Genomic DNA, 17,854 nt, shown 5'->3' on the forward strand with positions numbered 1-17,854 from the left:
GCTCGGTTCTAGTGCGCCTCGTCCCAGTTGAGCGCGGCGCGGGCCTCGACCGTCAGGGGGATCGAAAGCGCCACGGCGGGCTCGGCGGCCCCCTCCATGACGCCGCGGGCCACGGCGCAGACGGCCTCGGCTTCATGCTCGGGGGCCTCGAACACCAGTTCGTCGTGCACCTGCAGCAGCATGCGCGCCGACAGGCCCGCGTCCTCCAGCGCGCCGGGCATGCGCACCATGGCCCGGCGCATGACGTCGGCCGCCGCGCCCTGGATCGGGGCGTTGATGGCGGCGCGTTCAGAGAACTGACGCTGGCCCACCGACTTGGCGTGGATGTCGGGGATGTTGATCTTGCGGCCGAAGATCGTGGTGACGTAGCCGTGCTCGCGCACGAAGGCCTTGGTGGCGTCCATATAGGCCTGGATGCCGGGGAAGCGCTCGAAATAGGTCTTGATGTAGGCCCCGGCCTCGCCCTGGCCGATGCCCAGCTGGTTGGCCAGGCCAAAGGCGCTGATGCCGTAGACGATGCCGAAGTTGATGGCCTTGGCCCGGCGGCGGATCAGCGGGTCCATGCCCTCGATCGGGGTGTCGAACATCTCCGAGGCCGTCATGGCGTGGATGTCGAGCCCGTCGCGGAAGGCCTGCTGCAGCTGCGGGATCTGGCCGATATGGGCCAGCAGGCGCAGCTCGATCTGGCTGTAGTCGGCGCTGATCAGCACCTTGCCCGGCTCGGCCACGAACGCCTTGCGGATCTTGCGGCCTTCCTCGGTGCGCACCGGGATGTTCTGCAGGTTGGGGTCCGACGACGACAGGCGGCCGGTCGTCGTGGCGGCCAGGGCGTAGGAGGTGTGCACCCGGCCCGTGCGCTCGCTGATGGCGGCGATCAGGTTCTCGGTATAGGTGCCCTTGAGCTTGGAAAGCTGACGCCAGTCGAGCAGCACGCGCGGCAGCTCGTGCTCGCCCGCCAGGCTTTCCAGCACGTCGCTATCGGTCGACCACTGGCCGGTGGCGGTCTTCTTGCCGCCCTTCATGTTCAGCTCGCCGAACAGCACGTCGCCGATCTGCTTGGGGCTGCCCAGGTTGAACGGGCGGCCGGCCAGCTTTTGCGCCTGCTCCTCGAACTCGGCCATGCGCAGCGAGAACTCGTTCGACAGGCGGCGCAGGGTCTCGGGATCGACGCGGACGCCGTCGTTCTCCATGGTCGCCAGCACGGCGGGCAGCGGACGCTCCAGGGTCTCGTAGACGGTCAGCAGGCCTTCGGCCGCCAGGCGCGGGCGCAGGACGTTGTAGAGGCGCAGGGTGACGTCGGCGTCTTCGGCGGCGTAGGCCGTGGCCTTGTCCAGCGCCACGTGCTTGAAGCTGATCTGGCTCTTGCCCGTGCCGGCCACTTCCTTGAACGGAATGGGCTTGTGGCCCAGCCACAGCTCCGACAGCTCGTCCATGCCGTGGCCATGCAGGCCCGCCTCCAGCACGTAGCTGATCAGCATGGTGTCTTCGATCGGGCCGACCTTGATCCCCCGGCGGGCCATCACGGCGATGTCGTACTTGGCGTTCTGGGCGACCTTCAGCACCGACGGGTCTTCCAGCAGCGGTTTCAGCGCGGCCAGGGCCTCTTCCTCGGAGATCTGCTCCAGCTTGGCCGGGGCTTCGAAGGCCAGGCCCCCGTCCTGCGCCTTCTCCTCGTGGCCGACGGGGATGTAGCAGGCCTCGCCCGGCGCGATGGCCAGAGACACGCCGCACAGGCCCGCATTGGCCGACGACAGGGCGTCGGTCTCGGTGTCGAAGGCCACCACGCCCTTGGCCCGGGCCTTGTCGATCCAGACCTGCAGCGTCGGCAGGTCGCGCACGCAGACGTAAGACGCGGTGTCGATGGCGACCGGCTCGGCTACCGGATTGGCCGCGGCGCGGGCGGCGGCCGAGACGTAGGACACGCTGGTCACCGGCGCGGTGACGGCCCTGTCCGACGGGCGCGCGTCCAGCGTGCGCGGCGCGGCCGCGGCGTTGCCGTCGCCCACCCGGCGGGCGAGCGTCCTGAACTCCATCTCGTCGAGGAAGGCGGCCAGCACGGCCTTATCGGGCTCGCGCACCACCAGGTCGTCCAGCGGCTCGGGCAGGGGGGTGTCGCAGTCCAGCGTGACCAGGGCCTTGGACAGGCGGATCTGGTCGGCGAAGTTGATCAGGGTCTCGCGGCGCTTGGGCTGCTTGATCTCGCCGGCGCGGGCCAGCAGCGTGTCGAGGTCGCCGTACTCGGTGATCAGCTGGGCGGCGGTCTTGATGCCGATACCGGGGGCGCCGGGCACGTTGTCGACGCTGTCGCCGCACAGCGACTGCACGTCGACCACCTGCTCGGGATAGACGCCGAACTTCTCGAACACCTCGGCCCGGCCGATGCGCACGCCCTTCATGGGATCGAACATCGAGACGCTGTCGCCGACCAGCTGCATCAGGTCCTTGTCGGACGAGACGATGACGGCCTCGCCGCCGGCGTCGCGGGCCGCGCAGGCATAGGCCGCGATCAGGTCGTCGGCCTCGTAGCCGGGCAGCTCGATGGCCGGCACGCCGAAGGCTCGGGTGGCGTCGCGCACCAGCGGGAACTGCGGGATCAGGTCTTCCGGCGGCGGCGGACGGTGGGCCTTGTACTGATCGTACAGCTTGTTGCGGAACGTCTTTTCCGAGTGGTCCCAGATCACCGCCAGGTGCGTGGGGGCGTCGCCCTGCATGTCGCGCATCAGCTTCCACAGCATGTTGCAGAAGCCCTGCACCGCGCCGACGGGCAGGCCGTCGCTCTTGCGGGTCAGGGGCGGCAGGGCGTGATAGGCGCGGAACAGATAGGCCGAGCCGTCCACCAGGAACAGGCGCAGGGCGGGGCCGTCCTGGGTCAGCGGACGGGTCTGGGCGGATTCGGGCGCGGCGGCGTCGGTCATGGCGGCGAACATAAGGGGATCGGGCTTGCGCCGGAACCCTCGCCAAGCACGCCGCGAACGGTTGCTGACGCGGGGCGGCTGCGAGCTCCACAGCGCCGCTTTGCAACCGCTGTTCGCCCAAATGAGGCGAGATCGCCCTTAAGGCGCCCCATGCTGGACCTGTGGATGGTTTACAGGCAAAAGCACGTCCGCTCGTGAGACGGACGCAATCCTTCTGGCGAGCCCTGGGAACCTCAGGGCCCATCAGAGGCTTGGTTCCTGGTGAGTAAAAGCGCCCTCCCCGACGCGGATACTTTTTTGAACATGACCTTGAAGAAGACCATAGCCCTGGGCCTTGGCCTGGGAAGTTGCAGCCTTGTGGTCGCCGGCGTTCTGGCGACCGGGATCCTGGCCCCGCCGCCCGCGCCCGACACGCTGACCAGCGAGCCCGTCGAACTGCGCGCGCCGCTGGCGCCGGCCGAGCAGGGCGCGCCCCTGCCCAAGCAGTACGTGGTCTGAGTCTTTAGACCTCCCGTCATTCCCGCCCTTGTGGCGGGAAGCCCTCTGTCAGCCACAAGGGCGGGTCGGGTGACGCTTCGAGCGTCACGTGCGAGCGGAACCAGGGCTTCCCGCCACAAGGGCGGGAATGACGGGCGGATAGGGGCGTGGAGCCCTAGGGCGGATCGACATTCATCCAACTGCGGCCCCCAATAGGCCGATTTTCCCCGCGAAGGCGGGGATCCAAGCTGACGTTCGGGCTTGGGCGCGGCCGTGGACTATCGGCGACCTCGGCTTGGGTCCCCGCCTTCGCGGGGAGGCTCGGTGAAAAATCGGGGCAAGCGATTGAATGTCGATCCGGCCTAAGGCTTCGACTTCGCCGGCTCGTTCTCTTCGGGCGCCGGCGCGGGTTCGGGGGCGCCCGCCAGGGTCAGGTCGAACACCGAGCCGCCGGGGCCGGTCTCCACCAGCGCAAGATCCCCGCCGTGGCCCTGGGCCAGTTCGCGGGCGATGGCCAGGCCAAGGCCCGTGCCGCCGCGACGCACCGAGCCCACGAACGGCTGGAACAGGTTGGCCCGCGCCCGCGCCGGCACGCCGGGGCCGTCGTCCGAAAGCCGCAGATGGCTCATGCCGTCGGCGCGGCGCAGTTCCACGAACACCCGGCCCTTGCCGCTGCGGTCGGGCGCGCCCTCGATGGCCTCGCGGGCGTTGCGCAGCAGGTTGGTCAGGATGCGGTGCAACTGGTCGGGGTCGGCCTGGATCTGCTCGCGCGGATCGATCACCGTCTCCAGCGCCACGCCCTGCGGGGTGAGGCCGGAATCCTCGGCCGCCATCTCCAGGGCCGCGCGCAGGCCCACCGTGCGGACCACCGGGGCCGGCTCCTTGGACTTGCCGTAGGCCATGACGTCGCTGGCCAGGGTGATGGCGCGGTCCAGCGCCCGTTCCAGGCGCGGCAGGGCCTGGGCCACCTTGGGATCGCCCAGCGCGGCCAGGCGGTCCGAAGCCATCTGGGCGCTGGTCAGCATGTTGCGCAGGTCGTGATTGATCTTGGCCACCGCCTCGCCCAGCGCGGCCAGGCGGGCCTTGGCCTGCAGGGCGGTGCGCAGGTCGGTCTGCATGGCGTCGAGCTCGGCCTCGGCGCGGCCGATCTCGTCGCGGCGGCGCGACACCACCACCCGGGCCTCGGGATCCTCGGGATCGGCGCGGAAACGCTCCATGGCCTTGGTGATGCGCTGCATCGGCCGCACCAGCAGGAAGTTCAGCGACAGATAGATCAGACCCCCGGCCAGGCCGGCGGCGAACAGGGTCACGCCCGCCAGCCGCCAGAAGTTGGAGATCAGGTGGGCCTTCAGCGGGGCGTCGGGCAGCACGATCTCGACGAACTCGGCTTCCTGGCGGAAGCGCGGCTCGGCCATCACCCGCACCAGGCTGCCGGGCTTGCTCTTCAGGGTGAAGAACGGGGCGGCCAGCCACGAGCCGGGGTTCTGGCCGCGCAGGTCGACGAGGTAGGGCTGTTCGATGGCGCGCGGCTCGGTGGGCAGCACCAGGCGCCGGGCGCCGTCGACCTGCAGGGCCACGATCACGACGCCCGCCTGGTCGAGCAGGCGCTGGGAGACCTGGTCGGTGACCCGGCGCTCGGGGTCGGCGTCGGCGATGGTCGAGGCCAGTTCGGCGGCCCGCACCCGGTCGAGCAGCCACTGCTTTTCGAGGTCGGCCAGGGCCGGCGGCAGGATGAAGGCGCCGGCCAGGAACACGAACAGGGCGGTCAGCAGCAGCAGGCGCGCCGAGAGGCCGCCGGGCCACGGAAGGCGTCTTCCGGGCGGCTTGTCGGGAGCGGCGGGCGGCGTGACCGGTTCGGCCATTCGTCTGGGTTACTTCACGTCGGCGGCGGGGGCAACGCGGCGCCTGCGCGCGGCCTTCCAAAGCGGGGGCAACAGGGCCAGGACGCCCAGGCCGATGATCGGCAGGTAGATGCGCGGCGAGGCCAGGGTGGCGATGGTCACCGGATCGCCCTCGGCGAACAGATGGCCCAGGCCCGAACCGATCCCGGCATAGACGAACGAGCTGGGCGCCATGCCCAGCACCGAGGCCAGCAGGTAGGTKCGCAGCGGGATCTTCATCAGGCCCGAGGCCACGTTGACCAGCAKCAGCGGGAAGGCCGGGATCAGCCGCAGGGTCAGAAGGTAGGAGAAGGCGTCGGCCTTGAACCCTTCCTCGATGCGGGTCAGCAGCGCGCCGGGCCGGCGGCGCAGGAAGTCGCCGAAGGCCGTGCGGCAGGCCGCGTAGACAACGGTCGAGCCGCCGGTCACGCCGGTCAGGGCCAGGAACCCGCCCCACGGCCCGAACAGGAAGCCCGAGCTCAGCGACAGGATCAGCGCCCCGGGCAGCGAGATCGACACCACCAGCACGTACAGCAGCACGAACAGCACCGCGCACTGCAGCGGATGATGGTGGGCGAAGGCCTGCAGGGCCTCGCCCTGGGCCTGCAGGGTCTCGAGCGACAGCTTGCCGGTCAGGCCCGAGGCCAGAGCCGCCACGAGCAGCAGCGCCAGGACCGCCAGCGGTCCGAAGCGTCGCAGCCAGGCCAGGCTCTGGTCAGGGTTCATGCGGTCCCGATCGCGTCCGAAACGCTGGCGAAGCCCTCGGCGCGCAGGCGGGCGGCCAGCTCCTTCTTGATGCGGACCACCAGACCCGGGCCGCCATAGACCAGGGCCGAATAGAGCTGCACCGCGCAGGCGCCGGCCTTGATCTTGGCCAGGGCGTCGGCGCCGCTGGCCACCCCGCCGGCCCCGATCAGCGCCACGCGGCCCTTGGCGGCGGCGTGGAACTCGGCCAGCACGCGGGTCGAGGCGACCAGCAGCGGCGCGCCCGACAGGCCGCCGCCCTCGGCCTTCTGCGCCGACTTCAGGCTGTCGGGGCGGGCGATGGTGGTGTTGGAGACGATGACGCCGTTCAGGCCGCAGGCCAGCACGGTCTCGACGATGGCCTCGACCTCGCCCTCTTCCAGGTCGGGGGCGACCTTGAGGAAGATCGGATAGTCGGCGCCGCCCTTCTTCAGCTCGGCGCGGGCCTGCGCCAGGCGGCCCAGCAGTTCCTCCAGCGCCGCCTTGGTCTGCAGGGCGCGCAGGCCCGGCGTGTTGGGCGAGGAGATGTTGACGGTGAAGTAGTCCGACAGGCCCCACAGGCGGGTCAGGCCCGTGACGTAGTCGCCGATGCGGTCTTCGGCGTCCTTGTTGGCCCCGATATTGGCGCCGAACACGCCCAGGCGGTCGGCGTGGGCGTGCTTGCGGGCGGCCAGGCGCGCGGCGAAGGGCTCCAGCCCCTCGTTGTTGAAGCCCATGCGGTTGACCACCGCCTGGTCGTCGGCCAGGCGGAACAGACGCGGGCGCGGGTTGCCGGCCTGGGCCAGCGGCGTGACCGTGCCGGCCTCCACGAAGCCGAAGCCGGCGGCCAGCATGGCGTCGGGAACCTCGGCGTTCTTGTCGAAACCGGCGGCCAGGCCCACGCAGTTGGCCAGTTGCAGGCCCGCGACGCTGGTGGCCAGGATCGGGTCGTCGACGCCGCCGTCGCGCGGGCCCAGGCCCCACTTCAGGCCGCGGATCGCCCAGCCGTGGGCGTCCTCGGGATCCAGCGCGTGCAGGGCGCGGGCGGCGATGTCGTGCAGGCTCATCAGGCGAGACCCAGTTGGGGAACGCCGTCGGCGTCTAGGGACAGAGGCTTTTCCGACACCGCTTCGGACGGATCGAGGCTGCGGAAGAGGTGCGGGAACAACGCCCCGCCGCGCGAGGCCTCCCACTTCAGCTCGGGGCCGAGCGCGTCGGCGTCGAAGCCGACCAGCAGCAGGTCTTCCTGGCTCCTGAAATAGAGCGCGGCGGTCTCCTGGGCCTGGTCGGCGCCGGAAAGGTGGATGTAGCCGTCGGCGTGGTCGATGGGGGCGCCGGTAAAGCGGCCGGCCGCCTTGGCCTCGTCCCAGAGCGTCTTCGGAAGGATCTTGTAGACCAGGGTCATTCGCCGCCGTGCCCGCCGTGTTCGGATGCGTAGAAGACGCGCGCCAGCCGCGGGGCGCCGGACGCATCGATGTCGAAGACCGCCGCCGTGGCGGTGGGGAAGCGGCCGCGCAGCTTGGTCATTTCGCCGGCGTCGGCGGGCGCTCCCATGGCCAGGCGCAGCGACAGGTCGTGCAGGCCCGGATTGTGGCCCACCACCATCACCGTGCCGGCCGGAGCGTCGGCCTCCCGCACGGCGGCCAGAACCTCCTGGGCCTCGGCGTGATAGAGGTTGCGCAGCACCTCGGCGGTCGCGCCCGGAAAGGCGCCGGCGGCGGCCTCCCAGGTCTCGCGGGTGCGGCGGGCGGCCGAGACCAGGACGAGGTCGGGCGCGAGGCCTTCGGCGGCCAGCGCCGAGGCGATCAGCGCCACGTCCTGGCGGCCGCGCTCGGCGAGCGCGCGCTCGAAGTCGCCGCCCTGGGCGGCGTGCCGCTCGGCCTTGCCGTGGCGCATCAGGATCAGACGGTCCATGGCGCACTCCATAAAGCGGTTTTAAAGCTGGGCAAATGGCGAGAAACGCCGTGGCGACGATCTCCTCTTAAGGGGCGCGGGGCCGGGCGCAAAGCGCATGGTTGACACCTTCGTCGACAGGCGGTCCAAGGCGACATGGCCGACCTTGATCTGGACGTTTCCGCGCCGCTCGGCGGCGGTGTCTGGCGCTTCCCCGCCGACCGGCCGCTGGTGCTGGATTCCGGCGCGAAGATCAGCGGGCTGGAGGTGGCCTACCAGACCTACGGCTCGCTGAACGAGGACGGGACCAACGCCGTCCTGATCTGCCACGCCCTGACCGGCGACCAGTATGTGGCCTCGACCCATCCGGCCACCGGCAAGCCCGGCTGGTGGACGCGCCTCGTGGGCCACGGCAAGCCGATCGATCCGGCCCGGCACTTCATCATCTGCTCCAACGTCATCGGCGGCTGCATGGGCTCGACGGGGCCGGCCTCGATAAATCCGGCCACCGGGCAGGCCTGGGGCCTGTCGTTCCCGATCATCACCATCGCCGACATGGTGCGGGCCCAGGCCATGCTGATCGACGCCCTGGGGGTCGACACCCTGCTGGCGGTGGTCGGCGGCTCGATGGGCGGCATGCAGGTGCAGCAGTGGGCTGTCGACTACCCCCAGCGGGTGTTCAGCGCCGTCGTCGTGGCCTCGACCTCGCGTCACTCGGCCCAGAACATCGCCTTCCACGAGGTGGGGCGCCAGGCGATCATGGCCGATCCGGAGTGGCGCGGCGGGGCCTACGCGGCCCAGGGCGCGCGGCCGGAGAAGGGCCTGGCCGTGGCCCGCATGGCCGCTCACATCACCTATGTTTCCGAGCCGGCCCTGCAGCGCAAGTTCGGGCGCGAACTGCAGCGCGACGGCCTGTCCTGGGGCTTCGACGCCGACTTCCAGGTCGAGAGCTACCTGCGCCACCAGGGGGCGGCCTTCGTCGACCGGTTCGACGCCAACTCCTATCTCTACATCACCCGGGCCATGGACTATTTCGACCTGGCCGCGCCGCACGGCGGGGTGCTGGCCAACGCCTTCAAGGCCGCGCGCGACGTGCGGTTCTGCGTTCTGAGCTTCACCAGCGACTGGCTTTATCCGACCGCCGAGAGCCGCCACATCGTCCGCGCCCTGACCGCCGCCGGCTGCCGCGCGGCCTTCGCCGAGATCGACAGCGACAAGGGCCACGACGCCTTCCTGCTGGACGAGCCGGTCATGGACGCGGCCCTGACGGGGTTCATGGCCTCGGTGGAGCGCGAGAGGGGGATCGGGCGATGAGGACGTTTTTCAAGGGACCTCCCCCTGTGGGGGAGGCGATCGCGCAGCGATCGGTGGGGGGAGAGCCGCAAGGGCGATCCGCCGCCTCGGACGCTGAAAACGGCCCCCCTCCGGCCTTCGGCCGCCTCCCCCAGAAGGGGAGGTTCCTTTGACCCTCATCCGCGAGGACTTCCGCGAGATTCTGCGCCTGGTGCGTCCCGGCGCGCGCGTGCTCGACGTGGGCTGCGGCGAGGGCGCGCTGCTGGAGCTGCTGACCCGCGAGAAGGAGGTCGACGGCCGGGGGCTGGAGATCAGCGCCCACGGCGTGGCCGCCTGCATGGCGCGGGGGCTGTCGGTGGTGCAGGGCGACGCCGACCAGGACCTCGACCACTTCCCCGACAAGACCTTCGACTACGCGGTGCTGTCGCAGACCCTTCAGGCCACCCGCAATCCGCGCCACGTGCTGGACGAGCTCTTGCGCATCGCCGACCGCGCCATCGTCTCGTTCCCCAATTTCGGCCACTGGCGGGTGCGCTGGTCGCTGATCAGCCGGGGGCGGATGCCTGAGACCAAGGCCCTGCCCATGCCCTGGTGGTCGACGCCCAACATCCACCTGTGCACCCTGGCCGACTTCATGGCCCTGACGCAGGACCTGGGCGTGCGGGTGGATTCCAGCGCCGCCTTCGCCGGAAGCGGCCCGGCGCGCCCGATCGACCCGACCAGGGCGCTGGAGAACTGGCGCTCGGAGACCTGTCTTTTCCTGCTCAGCCGCGGGGCGCCCGCAGAGCGTGTGGAACCCAGCGCCGTTTCAGGCGATCTTCTGATCCCATGAAGCTGCGGCTGATGACCTACAACGTCCACCGTTGCGTGGGCGGCGACCGCAGGCTCGACGTGGAACGCGTGGCCGAGGTGATCTCTGCCCACGAGCCCGACGTCGTGGCCCTGCAGGAACTCGACGTCGGCCGGCTGCGCACCGGCCATGTCGACCAGGCCCATCGCTTGGCCGAACTCCTGAAGATGGGCTTCCACTTCCACCCGGCCATGACGGTGGAGGAAGAGCTCTATGGCGACGCCATCCTCACCCACCTGCCCGAGAAGCTGATCAAGTCGGGCCCGCTGCCGTTCTACCGCGCCGTGCCGGGGCTGGAGCCGCGCGGGGCGCTGTGGATCGAGGTGATGGTCGGCGGCACGCCGGTGCAGATCATCAACACCCACCTTGGCCTGATCCCGCAGGAGCAGAAGCGCCAGGCCGCCGCCCTGGTCGGCGAGGGCTGGATGTCGTCCGACCGCTGGAAGGCGCCCGGCGTGCTGCTGGGCGACTTCAACGCCACGCCCTATTCGGCCACCTACCGCCTGCTGAAGGCCGCCGCCCGCGACGCCCAGAGCGTCTCCGCCGGCTGGGGCAAGGCCCCGACCGCGACCTTCCCCTCGACCTTCCCGTTCATGCGCATCGACCACGTGTTCCTGACCAAGGGCCTGCGCACGGTGAACGTGTTCTCCCCCTACGACGCCCTGGCCAGGGTGGCGTCGGACCACCTGCCGCTAGTGGTCGACCTGGAGATCGAGGGGGAGTGAAGCGCAGGCCCCGTGCTCAGCGTCCGGGGTCGTAGAGCGAGGTGATCAGGAGCCGCGTGAGGTTGGTGGCGAACACGTTGCTGTGCAGGTCGTTGATGCTGTAGTGCGACCCGGCGCTGGCGATCGCCGTGTGGTCGGTATCGACCACCCACAGGGCGCCGGCGTTCAGCGCTTTGCGCTGGAAGCGCATGTCGTACATGCGACTTTTGAGGCTGTAGCTCACGCCGTCCCACCGGCTGTAATAGATCGGCGCGTGCGCGGGCTCGGTCGACGACCAGTTCACGGGTCCCTGATTGGCGAGCGGGGCGTCGACGTCCTTGGCGTAGCTCACGAAGGTGAGTTCGTGGGTCTTCTGGGCGTCGTCGAAGCCGATGGCGACCCGGCGAAGCCGGCTCGACGGATCGCAGAAATCCCCATCCTTCATCAGCAGGGTGCCGATGCGGTAGTAGATCCGGCGAGCCCTGTCGGCGCGGCTGGTGACGTTGATCCAGCGCGGGGGCGTGACGGGAACCTTGCTGGCGTCGGCCTGGAGGGCCTTTTCGTAGCAGTCAGATCCCACCGCCGCGTTGAACGTCACGATCAGGCTGTTCTTGCCCAAAGGCGTGGTGTCGCCGGCTTCGAGGCGATCTCGGTAGAGACGCGTGATGATCCTGCCGCCGAAGGAAAGGCCCGACAGCATCATCCTGTCTTCGGGATAGGCGGGGTCGTTGAGCGTCTTCGAAAGCTCGTCCAGGGCGGCGTGCAGGGACGGGCGGCCCTCTCCGTCGTAGCCGCGCTGGACGCCGATGGCGTTTGCCGTCCGGCCCCGGCTTAGAAGCGACGCGRGCGCCGACAGCCCGATCGGGTCGCGATAATCGCGGCCTCGCCAGCCGACCCAGACGCCGATAACCAGCGGCTTGCGAGCGATCAGCTTGGAGTCGTGCAGGCGTTGGACCGTGTCGGTCACGCGTCCCATCTGGGCGTAGAACAGGTTCACCTGTCCGGACTGCGCCTGGCAGTCCTTCAAGGGGCGCTCGTCGGCGTTGCCGTTCCAGCCGTGCACATAGGCCGCAAGCAGCACGGGAACACCGCTCGCATGGGCCCTCTGGATACGTCGCTCGATCGCCCGCAACTGGGCCGGCACGGCGAGATAGCCGTCTTCCTTCACCTCGAGCCATGCCTGGTCGTAGGTCATCGGAAAGTAGGCCGAGCGAGCGCAAGGCTGGGTGAGCCAGCCGTCGCCCCGGACTTGAACGGTCCTGGAGCCGGTAGCCAGATCCAGTTCCTCGGGCGTGCAGTCCTTAGAGCCGCAGGCCACGGGGTGATAAGGCTTGTCCGGAACAGTGGTGCAGCCGGAAATCGAGGCCGCAACCAGAACGCCACAGGCACTAGCCGACAGTCGCATCGGTCCCTCCCTGGCAGATTTTGCAAGCTTGAGCTTACATGGTCCCGGAAGGGTTGAATTGAACTAATTATGCACCCATGAGGGCATTTGCGGCGGCGCCGCCTAAAGCTGCAGGTGCTCTGGCGGCTCCGGCGGCGGCGCCGTCAGCCTGGCCAGGTCGTGCTTGAGGCGCTTGCGGCGGCCCCAGGGGCGCCAGGCGTCGTCGGGGGCGATCGCGTCGCCCAGGCTCCAGTCGGCGACGAACTTCTTCATCCCCTTCAGCGGCATGACGCCCACCGGCTCCAGCCGGCGCGGGCCGGACTTGCCGTCCAGGGCCTCGATGGCGGGGCCAAGGCCGCCGTGCTCGATGAAGGCCTCCAGCACGCTTTCCGTCTCGACCCCCAGGAAGTGGCCGATCAGCCGGCCCAGGAACGCGGCGATGGCCAGGCGCTGGTCCTCGTCGCGGGACTCGAAGCCGATGTCGCACTCGGTGTCGAGGCCGATCGAGCGGTTGTTGAGGTTGGCCGAGCCCAGGCGCAGCACCCGGTCGTCGGCGACCGCCACCTTGGAATGGACGATGATCGGCGCGCCCTTGGGCGTGCGGGCGCTGAAGGCGAAGAAGCGGCCGTGGACGTCGACCTCGCGCAGGCGGTTGATCGCCGCGGTGCGGGCGCTGTCCATGGTGACCTGGTCGAAATAGCTGGGGCTGCGCGCGGGGCCCACCGTCACCACCTCGGGGCCGTCGGGTTCGGCCAGGCGCTCGGCCAGGGCTTCGACCACGATCGGCGAGGTCAGGTACTGGTTTTCGATATAGATCAGCCACTGGGCCGTGCGGATCATCTCCAGGTGCAGCAGCAGGCACTCGTTGATCTCGGCGTCGCGGCGCCAGTGCGGCTGGGTGCGGGCGATGGCCACCGGCAGGCGGCGCAGCAGCGGCGCCAGGTGTTCGGGCCAGGGCGTGGTCAGCGGGCGCTCGGGCGGATCCAGGGTCTCGCCGGTGGCCTTGCGCCAGCGCTCGGCGAACAGCTGCGCCAAGGCGCCGGCGACCGGCCCGTCGACCAGGGCGGCGACCTCGTGGCGGGCCGGATAATGGTGGCCGGTCGGCAGGCGCCGGCGCGGGTCGTTGTCGAGGTGGGCGGTGGTGTCCCAGCGGTCGACGCCGATGTCGCCGCCGCTGACCAGGGCCGTGACGCCGTCGACCACGACCACCTTCTGGTGGTGGCTGGCGCTGGCCGGCAGGGTGTTGTCCAGCCGGTACTTGACCTTGGAGCCGGCGAAGAAGGCCGCGCCCCGCTGCGGGCCGAACAGCTGCGAGGCGGCGATCGGGAACGGCATGTCCCAGGCCAGCACCCGCACGTCCAGCGCCGGGTTCAGCGCCGCCTGCCGCCGCAGCAACAGGCCGATGCGGTCGGCGTGGACGGGGTCGCGGCTCCTCTTCACCCGGTCGGGGTCCAGCCGCGTGAGCGGATCGAACACCCAGGCCAGGATCCAGATCGAGTGCTTGGCCGACAGCAGCAGGGCCTTCAGGGCGTCGAAGGCCTCGTCGTTGTCGATGAACAGCGCCAGGCGTTCGGCGGTCTCGACCCGCCAGCAGGTCGAGCCGGGCGTGAAGACGGTTTCGATCTCGGCCATGTCGCCCCTACGCCCGTACTGCCACTGAAACGCACGGGGCAGTGTAAGGCTCCGCTTGTGGCCGCGGCTTGTCCCAAATCATCCGACCGCGCGTCGCGGCGGATCAGCCGGCGATGGCGGCCGCGTCGCGCTCGCCCGTGCGGATGCGCAGGGCCTGTTCCAGGTCGAGGACGAACACCTTGCCGTCGCCGATCTTGCCGGTGTTGGCGGTGCGCTGCAGGGCCTCGATGACCGCGTCGGCCACGTCGGTGGGCACGGCGATCTCCAGCTTCACCTTCGGCAGCAGCTTCACCTCGTACTCGGCGCCGCGATAGACTTCGGTCTTGCCCTTCTGGCGGCCGTAGCCGCGCACCTCGGTCACCGTCAGGCCCGACGCGCCCGCCTCGGTGACCGCCTCCAGCACGGCGTCCAGGCGGCTGGGCTTGATAACGGCGACGATCATCTTCATGGCGCGAATTCCCCTTTACGCGGCCGGTTTACGGCTGTGTCGGCGACTCAAGGCTAGGCCCTGGCGCCACAGCTTCCAATAGTATTCCGGTCCTTACGGTTCCCGGCGCCTTTCGAACAGGCGCCACGCCGGCCGGCGCGGGCGGCATGACCGGGGCGAACACCCGGGCGCGAGCCCGGCTGCCGCGCGGCTTGACCGCGAAGGTCTGCTTGACCGCTTCCATCAGGATCAGGCCGGCGAAGCGCGGCCAGAGGCGCGCGCCGACCTGCTCGAAGCCCTCGGCCCAGCCGACGGTGAAGCCGGCGGGCGGCGCATAGAGCGCCCGGGTCCAGCCGGCGGGCTCCAGGTCGGCTTCGCGCAGCAGGCTTTCCAGCTGGCCGCGGCTGAACGGGCGGCCGTGGCCGAACGGGGTGCCCTCGGCGCGGGCCCAGACGCCGTCGCGCGAGGCCACGGCGACGATCAGGCGGCCGGACGGGGCCATCACCCGCCACAGCTCGCGCAGCACGGCCAGCGGATCGTCGGCCTCTTCCAGCGCGTGGACGGCCAGGATCCGGTCGAACATGGCGTTGGGAAAGGGCAGGGCGGTCTCTTCGACCAGGGCGGCCTGGTTGCGCTCGCCCACGGGCCAGACTTCTACCCCTTGGGTGGCCGGCATGGCGGCCACCACCCGGCGGGCCTTGGCGCGGCACTCGTCGAGGAAGGGCGTGGCGTAGCCCAGGCCCAGCACGTCCAGGCCGTTGGCGTCGCCCCAGGCCTCGGCCACCTTGCGGCCGAGCATCTCCCGCGCCACCCGGCCCAGCGGGGCGGCGTAGAAGGCTCTGAGGTCGAGCACGTCGCGGCGCATTGTCTCTCCGTGGCGTCGAGGCCATCTATGTAGGCGGGCGAATCCTCCGCGTCACGCCCGCCGACCCAGTCCGTGACCGAGGCCGATCGCATGCCGCTGCAAATCCACCAGTTTCCCTGCCTCTCCGACAATTACGGCTTTCTCGTGCGCGACCTGGCGAGCGGCAAGACCGCCTGCATCGACACGCCGGACGCCGACGCCATCCTGCTGCAGCTGGAAAAGTTGGGCTGGGAGCTCGACTTCATCCTCAACACCCACTGGCACCCCGACCACGCGGGCGGCAACGAGAAGCTCTACGCCGCCACCGGCGCGACCATCATCGGTCCGCAGGAGGTGACGCGCATCGCGCCAGTGCACCACGAGGCGCGCCCGGGCGAGACCGTTCTGCTGGGCGAGACCCAGCTGACGGTGATCGACAGCGGGGGCCACACCTTGGGCCATCTTGCCTATTACGACGCCGAGGGCGGCGTGGCCTTTGTCGGCGACACCCTGTTCGCCCTCGGCTGCGGCCGGATGTTCGAGGGCGATCCCGAGCAGATGTGGGCCTCGCTGTCGCGGCTGGCGGCCCTGCCCGACGACACCGTCGTCTACTGCGCCCACGAGTACACCGCCTCCAACGCCCGCTTCGCCCTGTCGGTCGACGACGATCCGGCGTTGAGGGCGCGGGCCGACCAGGTGTTCGCCGCCCGCGAGCGCGGCGAGGCCACCGTGCCCACCACCATCGGCCTGGAGAAGGCCACCAATCCGTTCCTGCGCGCCCCGGCGTTGCGGCCGGGCCTTGCGCCCGCCCAGGCGTTCGCCGAGATCCGCGCGGCCAAGGACAGTTTCAAGGGATGAGTTCGATGAGCGTTGCGGGGATTTCGGGCGATCTGGGCGCGAAGGAGATCGTGCGACTGCTGGGCATGCAGCCCCACCCCGAGGGCGGCTGGTACGTGCGCATGTTCGAGGACGCGCCGAACGCCGAAGGCCGCCCGGCCTCGACGGCGATCTACTACCTCCTGGAAGCCGAGCAGATGTCGGCTTGGCATCGCATCGACGCGGTCGAGGTCTGGCACTGGTACGCCGGCGCCCCGATCCGCCTGACCCTGTCGCCGCCCGACGGCGTCGGCGCGACGCCCCACACCCTGGGTCCGGACCTGCGCGCCGGCTGCCGCCCGCAGGTGGTGGTGCCGGTCGGCTGGTGGCAGACGGCCGTGTCGCTGGGGGCCTGGACCCTGGTTGGCTGCACCGTCGCGCCGGGCTTCCGGTTCGAGGGCTTCGAACTGGCGCCGGAAGACTGGCGGCCCAAGGTCTAGGCTAGAGACCCCCCCTCGGGGGAGGGGGCCTTCCTTCTCAGTAGGCGCCTTCGTCGAACAGTTTGCCGATGTCGCCGCCCCACGGGCCGTGGAACTTCTCCAGCAGGCGTTCGGCGGGGGTGACGCCGCTGTCGGCGATCTCTTCCAGTTCGCCCAGATAGATCGTCTCGTCCAGGAAGCCGCCGTTCAGCTGGGCGCGGGCCTTCAGGCCCTGCTTGGCGATGGCGACGAAGTCCTTGGCGACGTCCTGCACGCTGCGGCCGGCGACCTGCGCCTTGAGGCCCAGCTTGGGCACGTCGCGGCGCAGGCCCTCGCGGTCTTCGACCGTCCAGTCCTTGGCCAGGTCCCAGGCCGCAGCCAGGGCCGCGTCGTCGTAGAACACGCCGGTCCACAGGGCCGGCAGGGCGCACAGGCGGCTCCACGGACCCGCGTCGGCGCCGCGCATTTCCAGATAGGTCTTCAGGCGCACCTCGGGGAACGCCGTGGTGGCGTGGTCGGCCCAGTCCTTGAGGCTGGCGCGCTCGCCGCCGACTTCCTCGATCTTGCCGTCGATGAAGTCACGGAACGAGCGGCCGGCCAGGTCGATGTAGCGATCGCCGCGCTTGGCGAAGTACATCGGCACGTCCAGCATGTACTGGGCGTAGCGCTCGAAGCCGAAGCCGTCCTGGAACACGAAGTCGAGCAGGCCCGTGCGGTTGGGATCGGTGTCGGTCCAGACGTTGGCGCGGGCGGAGAGGAAGCCGTTGGGCTTGCCTTCCGTGAACGGAGAATTGGCGAACAGCGCCGTGGCGATCGGCTGCAGGGCCAGGCTCATGCGGAACTTGGCGACCATGTCGGCTTCGCTCTCGAAGTCGAGATTGGCCTGCACCGTGCAGGTGCGCAGCATCATGTCGAGGCCCAGATTGCCGACCTTGGGCATGTAGTTGCGCATGATCACGTACCGGCCCTTGGGCATGACCGGCACCTCCTCGCGCTTCCACTGCGGCGAGAAGCCTACCCCCAGGAAGCCCAGGCCCAGCTCGTCGGCCACGGCCTTGACCTCGTCGAGGTGGCCGCCGGTCTCCTCGCAGATGTCGTGCATGGTCAGCAGCGGGGCGCCGGAAAGCTCGAACTGGCCGCCGGGCTCCAGGCTGACATTGGCGCCGTTGCGCTCGAGGCCGATGATCACATCGCCCTCCATCACCGGCTTCCAGCCGAAGCGCTGCAGGCCCACGAGCAGGGCGTGCACGCCCTTGTCGCCCTCGTAGGGCACCGGCGCATGGGAGCCGAGATAGAAGCCGAACTTCTCGTGCTCGGCGCCGACGCGGAAGGCCGATCTCGGCTTGCAACCCTTGGCGAAATAGGCGGTCAGGTCTTCGAGGGTCAGCGGGCGCTGATCCAGGCTGGCGGTGTCGGCCATCGCCGTCTCCCCTAAAATCGAACGCCACAGGAGGGGAGGGGCCCAATTCCCCCCGACCGCCACGAAACGCGTGGAGCGCAGTTGGGCGCTGTCTTAGCCGACCTCAAGAGGGTCCGC

17 protein-coding genes are annotated in these 17,854 nt (G+C 70.0%); 6 read left to right on the plus strand and 11 right to left on the minus strand.

The genetic code is table 11. The annotated features are described in order from the left end of the window. Positions 1-8: 8 nt before the first annotated feature. Positions 9-2,915, minus strand: a complete 2,907-nt coding sequence (polA, locus tag AC1DCG_RS16610; protein WP_477028688.1) for a DNA polymerase I — start codon at positions 2,913-2,915, stop codon at positions 9-11. A 303-nt stretch (positions 2,916-3,218) separates the two neighbouring features. Between polA and AC1DCG_RS16615 the strand changes: the two genes are divergently transcribed. Continuing rightward, positions 3,219-3,413 carry a hypothetical protein gene (locus tag AC1DCG_RS16615; RefSeq protein ID WP_165262619.1) on the plus strand — a complete coding sequence of 65 codons (195 nt, stop codon included), beginning with the start codon at positions 3,219-3,221 and terminating at the stop codon, positions 3,411-3,413. Positions 3,414-3,754: 341 nt separating this feature from the next. On the opposite strand, the gene AC1DCG_RS16620 is transcribed toward AC1DCG_RS16615, so the two are convergent. From AC1DCG_RS16620 to AC1DCG_RS16640, 5 genes are read right to left on the minus strand one after another with little or no spacing between them, the layout of a single operon-like run. Further along, positions 3,755-5,254 (minus strand): sensor histidine kinase, encoded by a 1,500-nt coding sequence (locus tag AC1DCG_RS16620; protein WP_165262617.1) that lies wholly within the window; start codon positions 5,252-5,254, stop codon positions 3,755-3,757. A 9-nt stretch (positions 5,255-5,263) separates the two neighbouring features. After that, positions 5,264-5,998: a TVP38/TMEM64 family protein gene (locus tag AC1DCG_RS16625; RefSeq protein ID WP_477041567.1), complete on the minus strand. Its 735-nt coding sequence runs from the start codon at positions 5,996-5,998 to the stop codon at positions 5,264-5,266. Next, positions 5,995-7,062 carry a quinone-dependent dihydroorotate dehydrogenase gene (locus tag AC1DCG_RS16630; protein WP_477028642.1) on the minus strand — a complete coding sequence of 356 codons (1,068 nt, stop codon included), beginning with the start codon at positions 7,060-7,062 and terminating at the stop codon, positions 5,995-5,997. The genes AC1DCG_RS16625 and AC1DCG_RS16630 overlap by 4 nt, the downstream gene beginning before the upstream one ends. Then, positions 7,062-7,400: a DUF952 domain-containing protein gene (locus tag AC1DCG_RS16635; RefSeq protein ID WP_477028643.1), complete on the minus strand. Its 339-nt coding sequence runs from the start codon at positions 7,398-7,400 to the stop codon at positions 7,062-7,064. Before AC1DCG_RS16635 ends, AC1DCG_RS16630 begins: the two co-directional genes overlap by 1 nt. Further along, entirely contained in the window at positions 7,397-7,909 is a 513-nt protein-coding gene (locus AC1DCG_RS16640; RefSeq protein ID WP_477028644.1) for a SixA phosphatase family protein, read from the minus strand. Before AC1DCG_RS16640 ends, AC1DCG_RS16635 begins: the two co-directional genes overlap by 4 nt. Before the next feature lie 135 nt (positions 7,910-8,044). On the opposite strand from AC1DCG_RS16640, the gene metX reads away from it, so the two are divergent. The 3 genes from metX to AC1DCG_RS16655 all read left to right on the plus strand — a co-directional run bounded on the left by metX (position 8,045) and on the right by AC1DCG_RS16655 (position 10,756). Continuing rightward, positions 8,045-9,202, plus strand: coding sequence for a homoserine O-acetyltransferase MetX (metX, locus tag AC1DCG_RS16645; RefSeq protein WP_477028645.1), 1,158 nt, complete (start codon positions 8,045-8,047; stop codon positions 9,200-9,202). Between the two features lie 148 nt (positions 9,203-9,350). Continuing rightward, positions 9,351-10,013 (plus strand): methionine biosynthesis protein MetW, encoded by a 663-nt coding sequence (gene metW, locus AC1DCG_RS16650; protein ID WP_477028646.1) that lies wholly within the window; start codon positions 9,351-9,353, stop codon positions 10,011-10,013. Further along, positions 10,010-10,756 carry an endonuclease/exonuclease/phosphatase family protein gene (locus AC1DCG_RS16655; protein WP_165262603.1) on the plus strand — a complete coding sequence of 249 codons (747 nt, stop codon included), beginning with the start codon at positions 10,010-10,012 and terminating at the stop codon, positions 10,754-10,756. The genes metW and AC1DCG_RS16655 overlap by 4 nt, the downstream gene beginning before the upstream one ends. A 16-nt stretch (positions 10,757-10,772) precedes the next feature. Here the strand turns inward: AC1DCG_RS16655 and AC1DCG_RS16660 are convergent, their stop codons facing one another. The 4 genes from AC1DCG_RS16660 to AC1DCG_RS16675 form a co-directional block, all read right to left on the minus strand. Further along, positions 10,773-12,140 carry a hypothetical protein gene (locus tag AC1DCG_RS16660; protein ID WP_477041568.1) on the minus strand — a complete coding sequence of 456 codons (1,368 nt, stop codon included), beginning with the start codon at positions 12,138-12,140 and terminating at the stop codon, positions 10,773-10,775. Positions 12,141-12,242: 102 nt separating this feature from the next. Then, positions 12,243-13,751 carry a phospholipase D-like domain-containing protein gene (locus tag AC1DCG_RS16665; RefSeq protein ID WP_477028648.1) on the minus strand — a complete coding sequence of 503 codons (1,509 nt, stop codon included), beginning with the start codon at positions 13,749-13,751 and terminating at the stop codon, positions 12,243-12,245. Positions 13,752-13,854: 103 nt separating this feature from the next. Beyond that, on the minus strand, positions 13,855-14,199 hold the full coding sequence (locus AC1DCG_RS16670) for a P-II family nitrogen regulator (protein ID WP_058348648.1): 345 nt from the start codon (positions 14,197-14,199) through the stop codon (positions 13,855-13,857). 28 nt (positions 14,200-14,227) lie between these two features. Beyond that, positions 14,228-15,043, minus strand: a complete 816-nt coding sequence (locus AC1DCG_RS16675) for a class I SAM-dependent methyltransferase (protein ID WP_165262597.1) — start codon at positions 15,041-15,043, stop codon at positions 14,228-14,230. A gap of 90 nt (positions 15,044-15,133) precedes the next feature. Between AC1DCG_RS16675 and gloB the strand changes: the two genes are divergently transcribed. Continuing rightward, positions 15,134-15,880, plus strand: a complete 747-nt coding sequence (gene gloB / locus AC1DCG_RS16680) for a hydroxyacylglutathione hydrolase (protein WP_477028649.1) — start codon at positions 15,134-15,136, stop codon at positions 15,878-15,880. A 5-nt stretch (positions 15,881-15,885) separates the two neighbouring features. Then, the gene (locus AC1DCG_RS16685) at positions 15,886-16,338 is read left to right on the plus strand and encodes a cupin domain-containing protein (RefSeq protein WP_477028650.1); all 453 of its coding nucleotides are present in this window, start codon (positions 15,886-15,888) and stop codon (positions 16,336-16,338) included. Positions 16,339-16,375: 37 nt separating this feature from the next. Here AC1DCG_RS16685 and AC1DCG_RS16690 read toward each other — a convergent pair whose 3' ends face one another. After that, entirely contained in the window at positions 16,376-17,737 is a 1,362-nt protein-coding gene (locus AC1DCG_RS16690) for a glutamate--cysteine ligase (protein WP_165262591.1), read from the minus strand. Positions 17,738-17,854 lie beyond the last annotated feature (117 nt).

This window comes from Caulobacter sp. 10L414 (genome assembly GCF_056395525.1).

Bases quoted from the DNA above. Each gene is read 5' to 3' on its own strand.
- AC1DCG_RS16665 (WP_477028648.1), bottom strand. From the start codon at position 13,751: ATGGCCGAGATCGAAACCGTCTTCACGCCCGGCTCGACCTGCTGGCGG.
- AC1DCG_RS16630 (WP_477028642.1), bottom strand. From the start codon at position 7,062: ATGAGCCTGCACGACATCGCCGCCCGCGCCCTGCACGCGCTGGATCCC.
- AC1DCG_RS16620 (WP_165262617.1), bottom strand. From the start codon at position 5,254: ATGGCCGAACCGGTCACGCCGCCCGCCGCTCCCGACAAGCCGCCCGGA.
- AC1DCG_RS16615 (WP_165262619.1), top strand. From the start codon at position 3,219: ATGACCTTGAAGAAGACCATAGCCCTGGGCCTTGGCCTGGGAAGTTGC.
- AC1DCG_RS16655 (WP_165262603.1), top strand. From the start codon at position 10,010: ATGAAGCTGCGGCTGATGACCTACAACGTCCACCGTTGCGTGGGCGGC.
- AC1DCG_RS16690 (WP_165262591.1), bottom strand. From the start codon at position 17,737: ATGGCCGACACCGCCAGCCTGGATCAGCGCCCGCTGACCCTCGAAGAC.
- AC1DCG_RS16685 (WP_477028650.1), top strand. From the start codon at position 15,886: ATGAGCGTTGCGGGGATTTCGGGCGATCTGGGCGCGAAGGAGATCGTG.
- AC1DCG_RS16675 (WP_165262597.1), bottom strand. From the start codon at position 15,043: ATGCGCCGCGACGTGCTCGACCTCAGAGCCTTCTACGCCGCCCCGCTG.
- metX (WP_477028645.1), top strand. From the start codon at position 8,045: ATGGCCGACCTTGATCTGGACGTTTCCGCGCCGCTCGGCGGCGGTGTC.
- gloB (WP_477028649.1), top strand. From the start codon at position 15,134: ATGCCGCTGCAAATCCACCAGTTTCCCTGCCTCTCCGACAATTACGGC.
- polA (WP_477028688.1), bottom strand. From the start codon at position 2,915: ATGACCGACGCCGCCGCGCCCGAATCCGCCCAGACCCGTCCGCTGACC.
- AC1DCG_RS16640 (WP_477028644.1), bottom strand. From the start codon at position 7,909: ATGGACCGTCTGATCCTGATGCGCCACGGCAAGGCCGAGCGGCACGCC.
- AC1DCG_RS16670 (WP_058348648.1), bottom strand. From the start codon at position 14,199: ATGAAGATGATCGTCGCCGTTATCAAGCCCAGCCGCCTGGACGCCGTG.
- AC1DCG_RS16635 (WP_477028643.1), bottom strand. From the start codon at position 7,400: ATGACCCTGGTCTACAAGATCCTTCCGAAGACGCTCTGGGACGAGGCC.